This is a genomic window from Chryseobacterium limigenitum (assembly GCF_900114875.1).
GTDB classification, from domain to species: domain Bacteria; phylum Bacteroidota; class Bacteroidia; order Flavobacteriales; family Weeksellaceae; genus Chryseobacterium; species Chryseobacterium limigenitum.
The window spans coordinates 68,185-85,016 of record NZ_FPKW01000015.1 but is presented as its reverse complement, the minus strand read 5'-3'; the positions used below and the strand labels follow the sequence as shown (position 1 = coordinate 85,016).

At 34.7% G+C, this 16,832-nt stretch carries 12 protein-coding genes; 1 reads left to right on the top strand and 11 read right to left on the bottom strand.

Going from position 1 to position 16,832, the window contains the following annotated elements; all coding sequences use genetic code 11:
• Positions 1-8: 8 nt before the first annotated feature.
• On the bottom strand, positions 9-737 hold the full coding sequence (locus tag BT156_RS16260) for a pirin family protein (protein WP_072411642.1): 729 nt from the start codon (positions 735-737) through the stop codon (positions 9-11).
• Positions 738-1,013: 276 nt separating this feature from the next.
• Between BT156_RS16260 and BT156_RS22195 the strand changes: the two genes are divergently transcribed.
• Positions 1,014-1,151 (top strand): hypothetical protein, encoded by a 138-nt coding sequence (locus BT156_RS22195; RefSeq protein WP_170857332.1) that lies wholly within the window; start codon positions 1,014-1,016, stop codon positions 1,149-1,151.
• A gap of 20 nt (positions 1,152-1,171) precedes the next feature.
• Here the strand turns inward: BT156_RS22195 and BT156_RS16255 are convergent, their stop codons facing one another.
• The 10 genes from BT156_RS16255 to BT156_RS16210 all read right to left on the bottom strand — a co-directional run bounded on the left by BT156_RS16255 (position 1,172) and on the right by BT156_RS16210 (position 16,584).
• Positions 1,172-2,338, bottom strand: a complete 1,167-nt coding sequence (locus BT156_RS16255) for an MFS transporter (protein WP_072411640.1) — start codon at positions 2,336-2,338, stop codon at positions 1,172-1,174.
• Positions 2,335-3,867, bottom strand: coding sequence for a GMC oxidoreductase (locus BT156_RS16250; RefSeq protein ID WP_072411638.1), 1,533 nt, complete (start codon positions 3,865-3,867; stop codon positions 2,335-2,337). The genes BT156_RS16255 and BT156_RS16250 overlap by 4 nt, the downstream gene beginning before the upstream one ends.
• A gap of 367 nt (positions 3,868-4,234) precedes the next feature.
• Positions 4,235-4,705 (bottom strand): hypothetical protein, encoded by a 471-nt coding sequence (locus BT156_RS16245; RefSeq protein WP_072411636.1) that lies wholly within the window; start codon positions 4,703-4,705, stop codon positions 4,235-4,237.
• A gap of 188 nt (positions 4,706-4,893) precedes the next feature.
• Positions 4,894-6,312, bottom strand: a complete 1,419-nt coding sequence (locus BT156_RS16240; RefSeq protein WP_072411634.1) for an MFS transporter — start codon at positions 6,310-6,312, stop codon at positions 4,894-4,896.
• The gene (locus tag BT156_RS16235; RefSeq protein ID WP_072411632.1) at positions 6,312-6,824 is read right to left on the bottom strand and encodes a nuclear transport factor 2 family protein; all 513 of its coding nucleotides are present in this window, start codon (positions 6,822-6,824) and stop codon (positions 6,312-6,314) included. The genes BT156_RS16240 and BT156_RS16235 overlap by 1 nt, the downstream gene beginning before the upstream one ends.
• A gap of 98 nt (positions 6,825-6,922) precedes the next feature.
• Positions 6,923-8,779, bottom strand: coding sequence for a glycoside hydrolase family 13 protein (locus BT156_RS16230; protein WP_072411630.1), 1,857 nt, complete (start codon positions 8,777-8,779; stop codon positions 6,923-6,925).
• Positions 8,780-8,918: 139 nt separating this feature from the next.
• Positions 8,919-11,078 (bottom strand): glycoside hydrolase family 97 protein, encoded by a 2,160-nt coding sequence (locus tag BT156_RS16225; protein ID WP_072411628.1) that lies wholly within the window; start codon positions 11,076-11,078, stop codon positions 8,919-8,921.
• Between the two features lie 72 nt (positions 11,079-11,150).
• Positions 11,151-12,185, bottom strand: coding sequence for a SusE domain-containing protein (locus BT156_RS16220; protein ID WP_072411626.1), 1,035 nt, complete (start codon positions 12,183-12,185; stop codon positions 11,151-11,153).
• Positions 12,186-12,204: 19 nt separating this feature from the next.
• On the bottom strand, positions 12,205-13,836 hold the full coding sequence (locus BT156_RS16215) for a RagB/SusD family nutrient uptake outer membrane protein (protein WP_072411624.1): 1,632 nt from the start codon (positions 13,834-13,836) through the stop codon (positions 12,205-12,207).
• A gap of 12 nt (positions 13,837-13,848) precedes the next feature.
• On the bottom strand, positions 13,849-16,584 hold the full coding sequence (locus tag BT156_RS16210) for a SusC/RagA family TonB-linked outer membrane protein (protein WP_072411622.1): 2,736 nt from the start codon (positions 16,582-16,584) through the stop codon (positions 13,849-13,851).
• Between the last annotated feature and the right edge of the window lie 248 nt (positions 16,585-16,832).

The following is a 16,832-nucleotide window of genomic DNA, read 5'->3' as shown; positions in this document are numbered from 1 at the left end:
TTTAGTTATTATTTAAGATAAGAAGGTAATTCCATTGGGACTTCCATTAAAAGGATTTCTGTGTCTTCGATTGCTTCGATATTAAAGCTTTGAGTATCCCAGATTCCTAATCCGTCTCTTTCATTTAAAATTCTGTCACCCACTTTTGCGCTTCCTTTTAATACAAAAGCATAAACGCCGTTTCCTTTTTTGTTAAGCGTATAATTTTTGCCGTTTCCTTTGGTAAAATTGGCTAAATTAAACCAAGCATCCTGATGAATCCAAACACCGTCGTCGTTTTTGTCTGGTGATAAGATCTGTTGAAACCCGTTGATTTTTTCGCCTTCTTTGATGCTTTTTTGATCATATCTTGGTTCAACATTTTCTTCTTTGGGGAAAACCCAGATCTGTAAGAATTTTACCGCTTCATCTTTATTTTTGTTGTATTCGCTGTGCATTACGCCAGTTCCTGCGCTCATCACCTGAATTTCTCCTTTTTTGATCACTGCAGTCGTTCCCATAGAATCTTTATGTTCCAAATCGCCTTCCAAAGGGATTGAAATGATTTCCATATTTTTATGAGGATGTGTTCCGAAACCCATTCCCTGAGAAACGGTGTCGTCATTCAATACTCTTAAAACGCCAAAGTTACTTCTTTCTCTATTTTGATAGTTCGCAAAACTGAAGGTGTGGTAAGAATTTAACCAACCGTGATTGGCGTGACCTCTTGTATCTGCTTTATGATATACTGTTTTCATATTGTGATTATTTATGATACAAATTTATGGGTTGTTGGTTGGAAAAATGTTGATGTAAGGTAAGAAAGGTAAGAGACTTTTGGACGGCTGTTTTAAACGCAAAGAGCTTTTATTAATATTGAAAATATCAATTTTTAATGAGATTGCTTCGTTGCTTCGCTCCTCGAAATGACGGGAATAATTGAAAAGACGGCAACTACCCTAGCCCCGATTGGAGAGAAAATCCTTTTTTGAAAAAAAAGATTGTAACGGAAAGCGGGAAATAGCTCCGAAAAAATGAGTCATAAGCAATTGTACGGATTGATCGAAAATATAGAGCATTATGTAAGACCATTATTCGGATTCTCCGGAATTACAGATGTCGAGGTTTTCATCTCTCCGGGTACAATGGTTTCATTGAAGAAGCAAATTTGAGCTGATTCTCTTTTGCTATTTTAAAAGGCCTCTTTTATTTTAGAATTTCTCTTTAAATAGAAAAGTAAAGCGCAAATGAAAATCATACAGACAATTAAAAACCGGAAAATAATATTGGTTTGATTAGAAAAATTTCCTAAAACATTGGTGATAATTCCGGTTCCGATTTGGTTGGCTGCCATTAAAAATCCGGACACTAAAACGGACAACGTCGGAAATTCTACCGTTCCCCAACCGATAGATCCAGGAAATATACTTCCCATGAAAAATCCGATCATAAACATCATTAATACGATGAGACTTACATTTGGATATATTAGTAGAATCAAAAGTAATCCTGCGACAATTAAAGGAGAGAACAGAAATACATAAGACAGATCATTATTTTTTGAAAAAATTCCGAAAAGTAAACGGTTTAAGGCAATTCCGCCCCAGAATAATGATAATCCCAAACTCGCTTTATTATTGTCTAATCCCTGATTTTTGAGAATTATTGCTCCAAAACTTCCGAAAGTTCCTTCAATAAAGCCGTACAAAACGATCGCCATAAAGAAAATCCACAGTTTTGCAGGAATTTTAAAATGTTTGGGAAGTTCGAAAAATGTTCCTTTTTCCAGTTTTAAAAATAAAAACAGAACGAAAATTATTGAAACTAAAATAAAAATGCTTGCCGGAACGTATATCCAGTTTTTTACATTTCCAATTAAATTCATCATCATTGGAGAGGTTGAAGTTCCTAGACCAACCAAAAACTGCAATATTAAAATTGCGGAAGATTTTTGTTTTTCAAACAGACTTGCTGCCAGAGGATTCAAAGTTGTAATGGATAATCCAAAGCCTAAGCCCGTGAACGCCACCAAAATCATTAATATCGGAAATAATAGGGATTTATCATTCATAAAAAACTGAAGCGTCCACAAAATTCCTGTTGAAGTAATCATTAATAACAGTCCTGCCACCAAAACGATTTTCGGACCGAATTTATTCACCAAAAACGGCGCTCCCAAACACGAAATAATAATACAAATCACCTGCGGAATGAATAAATTTCCAAACTGTGACGATGACAGACCAAAAAGCGAAGAATCCGTAAATGCCGTTCCTAAAGCCGGAAACACGACAAAATTAACTCCCGTAAAGAAAGCTAATAAAAAGATGATAACGATTTGGGCTATTCTGGAATTCATGATTTCAGAACACTACTTTTAAGGTGATCTCCTACTCTCAATGCCATTGCAATGATCGTCAGCGCAGGATTTACCGCACCGCTTGAAACGAAGAATCCGCCATCAACGATATATAAATTATCAAGATCGTGCGCTTTACAATTGGTGTCTACGACTGAAGTTTTTGGCTCTAGTCCCATTTTTGTCGTTCCATTTTGATGGGCGGGTGAAGCGATGTCCATTCCTTTACTGAAATAAATTCCTTTGAATAAAAACGATTCAAACTTACCGGAAGCCTTCAAAGCTTTGATTAATTCAGCTTTCAGAAGTTCATGCCCTTTTTGATTGTTGGAACTGTAACTGATTTTAATTTGTCCGTTTTCTACCGTCACTCTATTTTCAGGATCGGGCAAATCTTCTGAAGTCAGCCAAAAATCCACAGCATGTTCTGCCATTAATTCAAAAGTAAAACCCGGCGCTGCGACTGGACTGTCGGCTTTAATCTGATGTTCGTCTGATTTTCCTAACATTTGAATATGCCCTAACGGAAATTCATAGTCTTTATTGGCATGGTAAAAATCATTAACTCCGAATGTTTTACCAAATTTTGTATAATTAGGCTCTGCGTACAATGCTACCAATGCCGTATTTTGATGAAACATATAATTTCTGCCCACCTGATCTGAAGAATTGGCAAGTCCATTGGGGAATTTTTCATTTTTACTTTCCAAAAGAAGTGCCGCGGAATTGATTGCGCCTGCGGAAAGAATAATCAAATCAGAAGTCAATGTTTTTGTTTCTCCGTTCTGCTCTACGACAATTTCAGTGATTTTGGTTCCGTCTTCATTGGTGTTTAATCGCAACACTTTTGTATTCACCATTAATTCTACATTTGGATATTCCAAAGCCTTTGATAACGAACAAAGATGAGCATCACCTTTTCTTTCTGCAGCATCGGGAAAACCGTCGAATCGGTCTAAAGTGTAGGGTGCATTTGCGGTTTCATGAGGTTTAAAATTAACTCCAATCGGTAATTCAAACGGATGCCATCCATAATTATTTAATTCATCAACAACCTCCTGAATTCTCGGCTCATGCGGTATTGGCGGATTTGGATAAGGCTCAGAATCATAGGGTTCTGTGGGGTCTGATCCTCTTTTACCATGAACATGAAAAAGTTTTTCTGCTTCAAGATAATACCCCTTCAAGTCCTCATACTGAATAGGCCAAGCTGGCGAAACCCCTCCATAATGCTGAATTTCTTTAAAATCTTCTTCTCTTAAACGAAACAAAGCAGCTCCATAAAATTTTGTATTTCCACCTACGTTATAATGCATTCCCGGGCGAAACGGTTTATCGTGTTTATCGAGCCAAAGATCTGTTGTTGTATATCTGTTTTTCTGGAAAACTTCTACAGAATCCCAGTTTTCTTTTTCTACGGGAACGTAATCTCCCCTTTCAATCACGAGAATTTTTTTTCCGCTGTCTGCCAATCGATATGCTATTGTTGCTCCTCCTGCTCCACTTCCTATTATAATGACGTCGTACATTTTTTCTTAATTTGATCTATCTAAATTAGAGATTAAAAGTTACGACCAGCTTAATAAAAAATTAAAATTCAATAGATTGTATGAATAGAAATTGAAAATCTGTATTATAATTAATGTGAAATTTTATATCGATAAGCTTTGAATAAAGGCGGATTTTGATATTCTTTTGTAAAACGGAATGAAGTCTGTTTTGATGATTCTCCACAGATGTCTCAGATCTAAGCAGATGATTTTGGTTATTGGCGAAAGTATATTTGGAACTTGTTTAAGTACTGATCCGTCATAATAAATGAAAAACGGACCCTAATGAATCCGCTTTTTGAATATTTTGATTTTAAAATTTATCGTTCATTTAAATAAGTAAGAATTATCGGATGAGAGAATAGATTAAAACACCAATACCGGCATATGCAACAACGGTAATGATATCAGCTATGGGTTGTGAAAAACGTTTTTCAGCAATTTTCTCGCCATTGATCTGGTTCTTATGGAATTTCAGAATTTTTTTAGAATTATGAACCGGATGTACAACCAGACTGTCACTTTCCCACTTGTCAACTATTACTTTATAATTCTTGCCATCAACATTAATTCTAACATTTTTATTAGGTGTGAGTTTCTCCTGAATATTGATCGGAGGAGGCGCTTGTTGTGAATTCGGATTTTGTGTTTGAGCTGTTATACTTTTCGTTTGTGCAGTTGTATTATTAGCAAGACCTGCAGTATTTTTAGATCCTGACTTATTATCGATTGTCGTATCCACCTGTTTTTTAACCTGGTAGGTGTAACAGCTCACAAGAGAAAATGATATAATAATGAGATAAAGATTCTTTCGCATGAGTCAAATTTAAGAATTAAACGGAATATTTCATATTTTCTTTTGAAAGATACTCTTTTTAAAGATTTATTTCTGTTCAAAAAATTTTTTACAAATTTTACATCAAATGTTTTTTTGTTATTTTAACATTTTATTTTTAAATAAAAAAAACGAACCGAAGTCCGTTTTATTGATATTGAAATTGTATTTTAAAAATGCACTTGCTGAATTTCCTCTTCAATTTCTTTTGGAGTCTCGTCTTCTGATTTAATGAAAATCATGGTAACTACTGCTCCGATCAGCATGCAGGCTCCTCCAACCACAACATAATCCATTGCCTGATTTCCAAAAATGTTGCTTACAATCGGGCCTCCGAAAAGTCCGTTAATGATCTGTGGAATTACAATAAAAAAATTAAAAATCCCCATGTAAACGCCCATTTTTCTTTGTGGAATCACCTCAATCAACATCGCATAAGGCATTGCTAAAATACTCGCCCAAGCAAATCCTAATCCTATCATAGACATCCAAAGATGATTGACGTCTTTAATGAAATACATTGAAATCAATCCTAATCCGCCACAAGCTAAAGCAAGAGCATGAGTCTGTTTTTTTCCAATCCATTTGGCAATTGGAGTTAATAAAAAAGCGAATGGAATTGCCCAAAGATTGTACATTCCGAATAATTCGCCCGTTAAGTCTCCCGCATTATTAAAGGCTTTTGAATGAGTATCTTCAGGAGAAAGCCCAAAATGATGGGTTGCTAAAGCACTTGTTGTAAAAACCCACATCGTAAACAACGCAAACCATGAGAAAAACTGAACAATCCCCAATTTTTTCATTTGAGTAGGAATGTTGGCAAAATCCTTGAAAATATCGCTGAATTTCGATTTTTCTTCTACTACTTCTTTTCCATCTTCAAACTCTGCAAATTCTTTTGGTGAATATTCTTTGGTGGTAATAATCGTGTAAAGTATCGTTAGTATGAGTATTCCTGCTCCAACATAGAAAGAATAGATCACATTATCTCCCACAAAACCCTCTGGAGCTTCATTTGAGACACCTAATTTTGTAAGTAAACTTGGAACATACGAACCTACAACTGCCCCTATTCCAATTAAAATAGTCTGAATTGAAAATCCTAATGTTCCCTGATGTTTTGGAAGCATATCACCTACCAAAGCTCTGAAAGGTTCCATCGCAATATTCACGGAAGCATCCATCATCGCAAGGAAAATAACAGCCAATAAAAGTGCATTTGCCGCAAACATATGAGTTACCGTTGCCGCATTGGGAAGCAAGACCAACCCGATTGCACATAAGATTGCACCAATTAAAAAATAAGGTTTTCTTCTTCCTAACGGGCTCCAGGTATTGTCGCCCATGTGACCGATAATCGGCTGAACGATCAGTCCTGTAAAAGGTGCAACCAGCCAAAACCAAGATAATTCGTGAACATCAGCTCCTAAATTGGCCAAAATCCTGCTCGCATTTCCGTTCTGTAAACCAAAAGCCATCTGAATTCCCAAAAACCCCATGCTCATATTGATGATTTTGGGCATGGACAAATCTGGCTTTTTTCTTCTCCCAAATTTACCGCTCCCGTATCTACCTACCATCTCTGCCATTATTTCTTAAGTTTTTGGATTAATACATCTTCGATTGCAGCCTTTTCAGCAACCACTTTATCCGACACATCGTTTGGAATTGTCATTGAAAGCACATATTGTTTCACTTTCCAGGCTCCGTTTATTTTTTCAACCACGCCGGAACCACGGCAGATCTTCATTTGAGTATCTAATACCTCATCGAACCAAGCCAGTTTTCCGTCTTTGCTGAAATAGATGTTTCTTTTTAATGAAGTAAAATTCCAGGTTTTCTTTTTGTCGAAATAAGGTTTTGCCCAAATCATAAACGCTTTTTTATCCCAAACTTCAGTTGCATCTGTTCCGATAAAAGTCGACTCATCGGCATAAAAATTAAAATAAGCATTGAAATCTGCTTTTGCAGCTGCAACATTGAAGCCGTCGAGCATTGTTCCGATTTCCGTTTTTTCTTTATCAAATTTTGATTGTGCTGAAATGGTTGTAAAGCTCAATACAAATAAGATTAAAGTGAAGAATATTGTAGTTTTTTTCATGTTTAATTTATTGTTTTCTTTTTTTTAAACACAAATAGCTCTAATTTTTTCACGAATGACATTAAATAATTTGTGAAATTTTTTGTGCTATTAGTGTTTTATTTTAATTCAATAATCATTGAAGTTTTTGCAGGTATCGTTAAGCTATTTTGTAATGAAACTTCCTTATCAGAAATCACATCTTTACCTTTTGAAAAACCGTTTAAAGACTCTTCAAAATGTTTTAAATCTAATGTTTCTTCTTTTTCGTTATTATTTAAAACCACCATCACACTTTCTTTTTCATTATATCTAAAATATACAAAAACATTATTCTGAGGAACGAAGTTTTTAGTTTTTCCGGAATGGATTACTTCTTTTCCTTTTCTCCAGTTCAGTAATTTTTGAGTAAAGTCATAAAATTCTTTTTGTTCAGGCGTTTGAGCAGAAGTCTGGAAAGCATTTTGTTTGTCTGATTTCCATCCTCCCGGAAAATCTCTTCGGATATCTGCATCGCCGCCTTTATTTTTGTCGCCACGCATTCCGACTTCGGAGCCGTAGTAAATTTGTGGAATTCCACGAACGGTTGAAATTAAGGTTAATCCCAATTTGTACGCTTTCGGATCATCATTAAAAATCTCATTCCATCTTTCTGTATCGTGATTTTCAAAGAAAACCATGACATTATTGATATCCGGATAAAGGAAATCGCTTGCTAAACTGTTGTAAATTCTGTTCATTCCTGTATCCCAGCCTTCTTTTTCCTTCAAAGCTTTTGGCATATCGCCGTACAGCATAAAATCCATCACAGACGGAAGATTTGAGTTATAATTTGCAGCTTCCCCTGTTTTTGAACCCTTTTGCCAAGCTGAAATATAGGCCGCGGTATTCAGCCAAGTTTCTCCGACAATATTGAATTTTGGATATTCGTCAGTGATCGCTTTTGCCCATTTTGCCATCGCTTCCTTATCGTTGTAAGGATAAGTATCTACACGAAAACCACCTAATTCAGCATATTCTATCCACCAAATTGCATTTTGTGTTAAATATCTTAAAACTAAAGGATTTTTTTGATTAATATCAGGCATCGTCGTATCAAACCAACCGTCTAATGCTACTTTTTTATCAACTTCAGAGGCATTTGTATCGAATTGAGTTGTTGTTTTGTAATTGGAACGTTTGAAACCATTTTCACCATCATTAAACAAGTGAATCCAGTCTTTCGTGGGCAGATCTTTGATCATCCAATGCGAAATTCCCCAGTGATTGGTGACGTAATCCATCACCAGCATCATATTTCTTTTATTTAATTTTTGGGAAAGTTCTTTGTATTCTTCATTGGTGCCATAGCGTCCATCGATTTTATATAAATCGGTCTGGGCATAACCGTGATATGAATAAACCTTTTCATTGTCCTCATTCACCGGAGTTAACCAAACTGAAGTTGCACCAAGATTCTGGATATAATCAAGATTGTTGATAATTCCTCGTAAATCTCCGCCATGGCGGCCATTTGGAAGGTTTCTGTTAGCTTTTTCCGTCAAATTCGGACTTGAATCATTTCTTTCATCGCCATTTGCAAAACGATCAGGCATGATTAGATACATCACATCTTTTGACGTAAAAGATTCTCTGTTGGCAGAGTTTGGCATTCTTTCTTTTAACTCATAAGTGTAAGATCCAATATTTTTTTTGCTGTTTTTAATATTGATCTTAAATTTCGGAACGTTGATTTCATTGGTATTAACCGTCACAAAAATATAGTTCGGATTTTCAACTTTCTGAATATTTTTAACCTGAACACCGTCTGAAAGCTCGATTTCATTGTTGGCAATATCTTTTCCGTAGACTAAGATCTGAAGTTCAGGATTTTTCATTCCTTTCCACCAGAAAGCGGGTTCTACTTTATCTAAAGGTTTTTGGGAAAAGGCGATAACCGCCGTTGAAAGAGCGATGATTGAATATAATTTTTTCATTGGAATTGTATTTTGATTTAAAAACCTCACAGAAAATCTTTATCTGTAAGGTTTTATAAATTTTTGGCTAAAGCCGTTTCATATATCGTTATAAAAAGTGGCTTTTAGCCCACTCCTATTGATAATACAAATATTAAAATTATTTTACAGGCTTAATGGAAACTGCAAAACCTCCGCTTCTTACCATTTTAAAATTAATTTTAGACTTGCTTGTAATTTCTTTTTTGTAGATATTATAGCTTTGAGGATTGTTGATATAATCTGCATCTTTTCCGTCTTCATAGATTATAGCTTCATACTTCTGACCTTTATCCAAGAAAGAAAAATCTACAGTATACTCACGCTTGTTTTCATCGGTGATTCCGCCAACGAACCAATTTCCAGTACCTTTAGCTTTTCTGGCAGTAATTACATAGTCTCCCGGTTCTGCCGATAAGATTTTCGTATCATCCCAATCTGCTGCTACATCTTTGATAAACTGGAAAGCATCCATGTGCTTTTTGTAGTTTTCAGGTAAATCGGCCGCCATTTGAAGAGGCATGTACATTGTAACATATAAAGCCAACTGTTTTGCCAATGTAGTTTTCACAAAACGCTTATCTCCAGGGAAATAATAATCTAATTTTGTCTGAAAAATTCCCGGCGTATAGTCCATAGAACCTCCCATCCATCTTGTAAAAGGTAAAATTGTCTGGTGATCCGGATTATTTCCTCCAAATGCTTCATATTCCGTTCCACGAGCGGCTTCTGCTGAAATGTAGTTCGGATACGTACGGCTCTCCCCCGTCGGACGCACAGATTCGTGAGAATTCACCATGATTTTATACTCGTTTGCTTTTTCAGCAATTCTGTAGAAATGGTTGATCGTCCATTGAGAATAATGATGCTCTCCTCTTGGAATAATATCTCCTACATAACCTGTTTTCACAGCATCATAACCGTATTTATTCATTAATTGGAAAGCTTTGTCTGCCCATCTTTCGTAGTTCGTGGCAGAGCCAGAAGTTTCGTGGTGCATAATTAGCTTAATCCCTTTTGAATGAGCATATTCATTCAACATTTTAATATCAAAATCCGGATAAGGCGTGATAAAATCGAAAACAAATTCTTTTGAATGACCGAACCAGTCTTCCCAACCGATATTCCAACCTTCAATTAATAGACCTTTGAAACCGTTTTCTGCTGCGAAATCGATATATTCTTTAACTTTTGTATTGTTGGCAGCGTGTTTTCCGCTTGGAGTTAATTTTGAAAAATCGGTTTGTCCGATACGAACATTTGACTCAGGTTCAGCATATGCCCACTGAGATTTCCCGATAATCATTTCCCACCAAACGCCCATATATTTTGTTGGATGAATGTAAGATGTATCTGTATATTTTGTTGGCTCATTAAGATTAAAAATCATTTTTGAAGCCATCACTTCTTCTGCTTTTGGCGAAACAATAATTGTTCTCCAAGGCGTAACAGAAGGTGTCTGAATATATCCTTTTGCTCCCTGTCTGTCTGCAGTAAGGTGAGTTTTAAATTTAAAATTCTGAGCATCAACCTCCAAATGTGAAGCCGGATAATCTAAAACCGCAGCTTCCGCAACGTTGATATATAAAGGATCTTTCCCTTCTTTTTTCAGCATTAATGGAGACTGAACCGCATTTTTAACTAAAGCCTGAGAGGCATTGGCATCAAAAGCCTTGTCCCATCTTGCCGGAATTTCAGAAATTTTCGTTTCCTGATATTGGTATTCCTGAGAATCGTAATCTGCAACCATCCACCAGGCTTTCATGTCTGTTGGGAAATCGATTTCAGAGTCTTCCTCACGAATGGTAAAATAGTTTAGGTTTTTCTGCTGCGGAAACTCATATCTGAATCCCAAACCATCATTAAACAATCTGAATTTTACAACAATACTTCTGTCTGCCGACGCCTGATTAAGCGTAACTGCCAATTCGTTATAGTTATTGATATAGTTTTTCTTTTCACCAAGAACAGGCTGCCAGGTTTCATTTTTAGAATCTCTTTTTTCGTCTGTTTTTGTAAAACCATTGTTAAGATCGAATTTTGCATCTTCAGGCTTTGCAATCTCCGAGGCAAATTTTATCGAAGTATCTTTAAATAATCTTAATCCTAATTTAGAATCTTCAACTACTACATTGCCGTTGAATTTCAGATTATAATAAGGCACTCCCTGCTTAAGCTGAAAGTTCATTTCAAACTTTCCGTCCGGCGATTTTAAAGATTGTGCATTCACTCCCACAAACATCATTGACAGCAAAAACGCCCCAACTGTAATTTTCTTCATATTGATTATTATAAGCTTTAAAAATAAAAAAACTGCTGCTGTAAAGCAACAGTTTTAAAGAATTTATAGTTACTAATTTATAGTATAAGTAAGTGCATACGGATCGAAAGTAATCGTATGCTGACCTGCTGAAATCGCTAAATTACCTCCAGAGGTTGAAGCATTTCCGCCAGAGCCACCCCAATTTGGCTGACTCCAGTCATGATTGAGCCTGAATTTAAACTCTCCAGCTAAAAAGGTAGCTGTAGCCGTCCATTTCAACTGAGTATTATCCCAAACCATATCTATATCTGTGCTCCAGTCACCACCAGGTGTTGCAGATCCTATTAAACTCATTTGATACGGGATCATCTTCAAAGTATTAGCATTCGTGTCTACTGTAGCTTGATAGTAACCAAGACCAGGTGCTACAATATCACCACCTGTATTATACAAAATAGGAATTGTATTTACTCCTGATGAAAACTGGCTATTTGTTCCGTAAGAATTATCCCAGTTTTTCTGTGGAGTAATTTTGAATGAAAGTCCATTATCTGCAGTTGCTAGAAATTTAATGTAACCAATATAAATACCATTTGAAGTAGGAGACATAAGAGTATTTGCTGTACCAGGATCCCATCCCTGATATTTACCCGGAGCATAGATATAAGAAATCAATGCATAAGGATTTACAGAAATTTTTTGTACTGCCGAATAAACAGGGATTCCTTTTCCTACAGTAGTTTTTAATCTTACATCTACATTAGAAGCAACACCAGTTGGTAATCCAAGGCTCAACATTAAAGCATTAAATTCTATTACAGTATAAGATTTAGATAATACTCCACTACTTAAACCTGCTTCTTTTAGTGGGGAAAAGCTAGTGCCAGTAACTGCAAATTGTAACACATTGGTAGTTTCTACCGCAGGTGTATATTCCGCAGGAGTAATAGTGAAATTAATTGCATTGTTATTTGCATTTGCACTCGTTAAAGACAATGCAGTTGCACTTGCTTTAAGTGTAGGCTCGGATTTTAAAGATAAAACAGCTTGATCTTCATCTTTTTCGCAAGACCAAACCATCATAATAGCTACGGCTGCGAAAAGGAATTTTATTATATTTTTCATTATTGTAATTTTTTTAAAATTAATAACCTGGGTTTTGAGATAGGTTAGAATTAATATTCAAATATTTATTCGGAATAGGGAATAAAGTTCTGGTAGGTGCGATGGAATTTCCATTTTGGATCCCTCCTTTCCATTGCCAAGTGTAGCCGGATACGTAATGATTTAATCTAATTAAATCCTGTCTTCTTGTGCCTTCCCAATATAATTCTTTAGCTCTTTCGTTCAAAATAAACATTTCTTTAGCGTCTGTTGTAGTAAGAGCATTAATATCAGACATTGTGATGTTTGTAGCACCACCTCTTGTTCTTAAAGTATTGATATATCCTAAAGCTGTACCTGTACTCCCTTTTCCATTAACAATTGCTAATTCTGCATACATCAAATAAGCATCTCCCATTCTGAATAAAGCAAAATCTGCATCTGCAAAAGTACCATCACTTCCGCTTGCACCGCTTGCTTTTTTATTAGAAAATTTAATCAATTTTGTACCTTCTTCAAATTTAGCATAATCTGAAATAGATGCAGGATCTGTACTTCCAGCTACTTTCATTACTCTAGTGTCTGTTCCTATAGATTGAATAAATTCTTGGCGAGCTCTAAAACCTGCCCAACCTGCATCTACACCTAATGTAGCGCCGACTGCATTAGTACAACTTGCGTGGATCAAAAAAGTAGTTCCTCCGTAAGTTTTTGTTTTAATACCATCGAAAGTAATAGGGAAAATAGCTTCGTCTTGTGCTCCATTGACATTGTTATCGGCTTTAAATAAATCAGCATAAGGTATTGTTGCTATTTTATATGGTGAACCAATTACTTTTGTGATTTCGGTTAAAGCTTCCGTACTTCTATCTGTACCAGTATATACTTTTGCATTTTGGTATAGTTTGGCTTTCAGCATCCAGGCAGCAGCTTTATCTGCTCTACCATACTCATTAGTTTTTGCAGCTGCTAAATCTCCATCTATATCATTCAACTCTCCAAGTATATAATTGAAAACATATTCTCTTGATTGTGCTGATGGTATTGCACCAGAACCAATAACGTCACTCTCTGTCGCAAAAGGAATTTTGCCATAAATATCTATGGCGTGATAGTAAGATAAGGCTCTTAAAAATCTTGCTTCTGCACGGAAAGTTTTTATTTGGGCTTTCAAATCTGCCGAAACTCCTCGTGATGATAATTTTTCATCGGTAGTTTCTCTTAAAAACTCATTCACCAAACCAATTTGGAAAAATATTCTTGCAAAAAAAGCCTCATTGAATTTATTATCTGCATTCCAAGTATTGAAGTTTAAATCTCTAATCCCAGGATTATCAGATTCTCCCCAAGCAATAATAGCTTCATCAGTTGTTAATTCTTGTAATTGCCAATATCCTCTAATATATTGTGAAAAACCTTCGTTAGGTCCCCCATCTACTTCTAATCCTAAATCTGAATTTCCGTTAGGAGAAGTTTGTCCTGTTACCGCTAAACCAGCATAAATTTTAGCCAAAAACTGTTTGTAAGAGTCTGGATTGGCATAAAATTGTTCAGATGTGTATAATTCATCATCATTTACTTTAACATCCAAATCATTAATACAAGAAGTTACTGATAAAAGAAATACGCCAGCAATAGCCAGGTTTCTTAATTTTAATATATTTAATTTCATTTTTTCTAAAGTTTAAAAGTTTGCATTAATCCCTAAAGTAAACATTCTTGCTCTTGGGTAAATAGAACCATCTCTTCCTTCATTAAAAACCTCTGGATCTATGTTTTTATACTTAGTGATAATAAGTACATTATTTACACCTGTATAAAATCTTATAGAACCATTGTTTTTTAATAAATTATTAAAAGTATATCCTAAAGTTACATTATCCAATTTCACAAAACTTCCATTTTTTACGTAGTAATCTGATTCTTTACGTGTTTGCGAAAAGTTAGTATTACTAAAATCTACAGGAGCATTATTAATAGTACCATCTACCGTATTGTAAATATTACCTAATTGAGCTCTATCCGCAGAAATTTGATCATATACATAATTTCCTATACTTGCTCTCCAAGCCATAGAGAAATCGATATGTTTTCCAAAAGTTGCATTGGTCATAAAGCCCATTGTTACATCTGCCTGTGGCTTTTTATAGATGTATTTATCTGCAGAAGTTATCTCACCATCATTATTTCTATCTACGTAAGCTCCTTCTATAGGTTTACCATTGCTGTCATACACTTGCTGGTACACATTAAATGCATAAGGAGAATATCCTGTTGTAAATGTTTGTATAAATGCTCCTAAACCGACACCTCCTTTATCAATTTTATCTGACTCTAATTCTTTAATTTTTATATTGTTATAGGTTGCGTTATAATTGAAATTTAGGGTAAAGTTTTCTTTTTTCACTGCTTTTATATCCAATCCCAACTCTATCCCTTTAGACTGTAGTCTACCAATATTTTTAGGGCCAATAATTCTTAAATTTTCTAAAGGACCTTCCGGTACAACAGAAAGCAAATCTTTAGTATCTGCTAAATAAAAATCTAATGTTCCTGTTATTCTATTTTTGGCGAATCCAAAATCTAACCCTAGATTATATTTTAAACTTTCTTCCCATTTTAGGTTTTCATTATATCCATTAGCTTTTGCAATTTGATAAAATGTATTTCCAAATTGATAAAATAATGTTGAAGAAACATTATAGGTTTTAAAATAATCATACCTGTAATCTCCAATATCTTGCTGTCCTGTTTTACCAACACTGGCTCTTAGTTTTAGATCAGATAATGTAGAATTTCCTTTCAAGAAACTTTCTTCAGAAATTTTCCATGCAGCAGCTACTCCTCCAAAGTTACCCCATCTGTTATCTTTACTAAAACGAGAAGAACCATCTCTTCTATAATTTACAGTAAGTAAATATTTACCGGCATATCCTAAATTTAACCTCCCAAAAAATGCTTGTAAATTAACATCTGGTTTAGAATCCGGATTATAAAAATTATTAACAGGATCTAAAGTATATAAAAATGTATTGCCACTTGCAAAGCTTGTTTTATGGTAGTTTTGATATTCATAACCTCCCATTACATCGAAATTGAATTGACCAAAAGTTTTACCGTAATTCAACTGTACGTTAGCGTTTTTATTCAACAGGCTTTCTCCAGAGAAAGATTCCGATCCATAATAGGCAAAAGTATTTTTAACAGAATAATATCCGTTTCTAGAATATTTATTGGTCGTTACGTGACCATCTAATTCTTTACTATCCAAACCTGCATTAGCAACTAACTTCAATTCTGGTAAAAAATGAAATTTATATTCCATATTTACATTTCCAAAAAATCTTTTGAAATTTTGAATATCATGCTTATTTCTTAACTGTGCTACAGGATTCGAAACTCCATTAGGATTATAAGTTCCTGTAGTAGAATTAAAATTACCCAATCTGTTTTCGTAATAACCATCTCCGTAGATAGAATTATCATCATAAACTGATTGTGTAGGATTCATAGAAAGTGCATTACCAATAGCTCCTTCATCTGCATTATTTTTAAAAGTATAAGAATAAGTACCTGTAATATTAAATTTCAAATGATCATCAAAAAAACTAGGGCTAATTGCTATATTTCCTGTTGTTCTTTGGAAACCGGAGGTAATTAATAATCCACTATTCTCTAAATGATCTACAGAGAAACGAGTTGGTACTTTTCCAAACAAACTTCCAGAAACAGAAGCGTTAATATCATTCGTTACAGAAGTTTTAAAAATTTCGTCTTGCCAATCTGTATTAGCAGTGCCCAATTGGGCTACTTTATTTGGAACAAACTGATTAATTAAAGTTCTAAACTCATCACCGTTATACACTTTAATTTTTTTCGCTAAAGTATTTACTGTGGTAAATGCGTTTAATGAAACTCTTAATCTTTTTCCTCCTTTTTTGGTAGTAATTAATAAAACTCCATTAGATCCTCTAGATCCATAGATTGCAGTAGAAGCCGCATCTTTTAATATTGAAAAAGATTCTATATCATTTGGGTTGATAGTAGATAAAGAAACTCCATCTAAAGGTAAACCATCAACAACCAATAAAGGCTCATTACTTGCATTTAAAGAAGAACCGCCTCTTACTCTTATGATTGGTTCACTTCCTGGTGTTCCAGATTGGGTAATTACCACTCCGGCAGCACGACCATTAATAAGTCCTTCTGCTGTTGATACAGCACCTTTATTAAAATCGGCTGTTGATAGAGAAGTGATTGATCCTGTTAAATCCGTTTTCTTCTGTTTCCCATATCCAATCAGCACAACTTCCTCTATTTTTTTCTCCTTAGTGGTAGAGTCTTTTGTTTGTGCATGTATCATTGTACTTGCCAAGAGAAAAGCAGGCGCAATTTTTAATACCGTTGTAAAATTTTTCACAATATTGTTTTTTTTATATAGTTTGTTTTTATAATAATTTTAACTCTTAGTCAGGCTTGCAATTTATAAAAAAAATAGAATTATCATAAATTTAATGAAAATTAAGATAAAATTATGTATATTTATTGATCATTTTAAACCAATTATCTGTTTTTCATTTATTTACGATAAATTATGCAGAACATAATAATACGCTAAGGTTAACAAAAAGTTAAACATTAGTTTAACTAAATGTAACATTCCAAGCT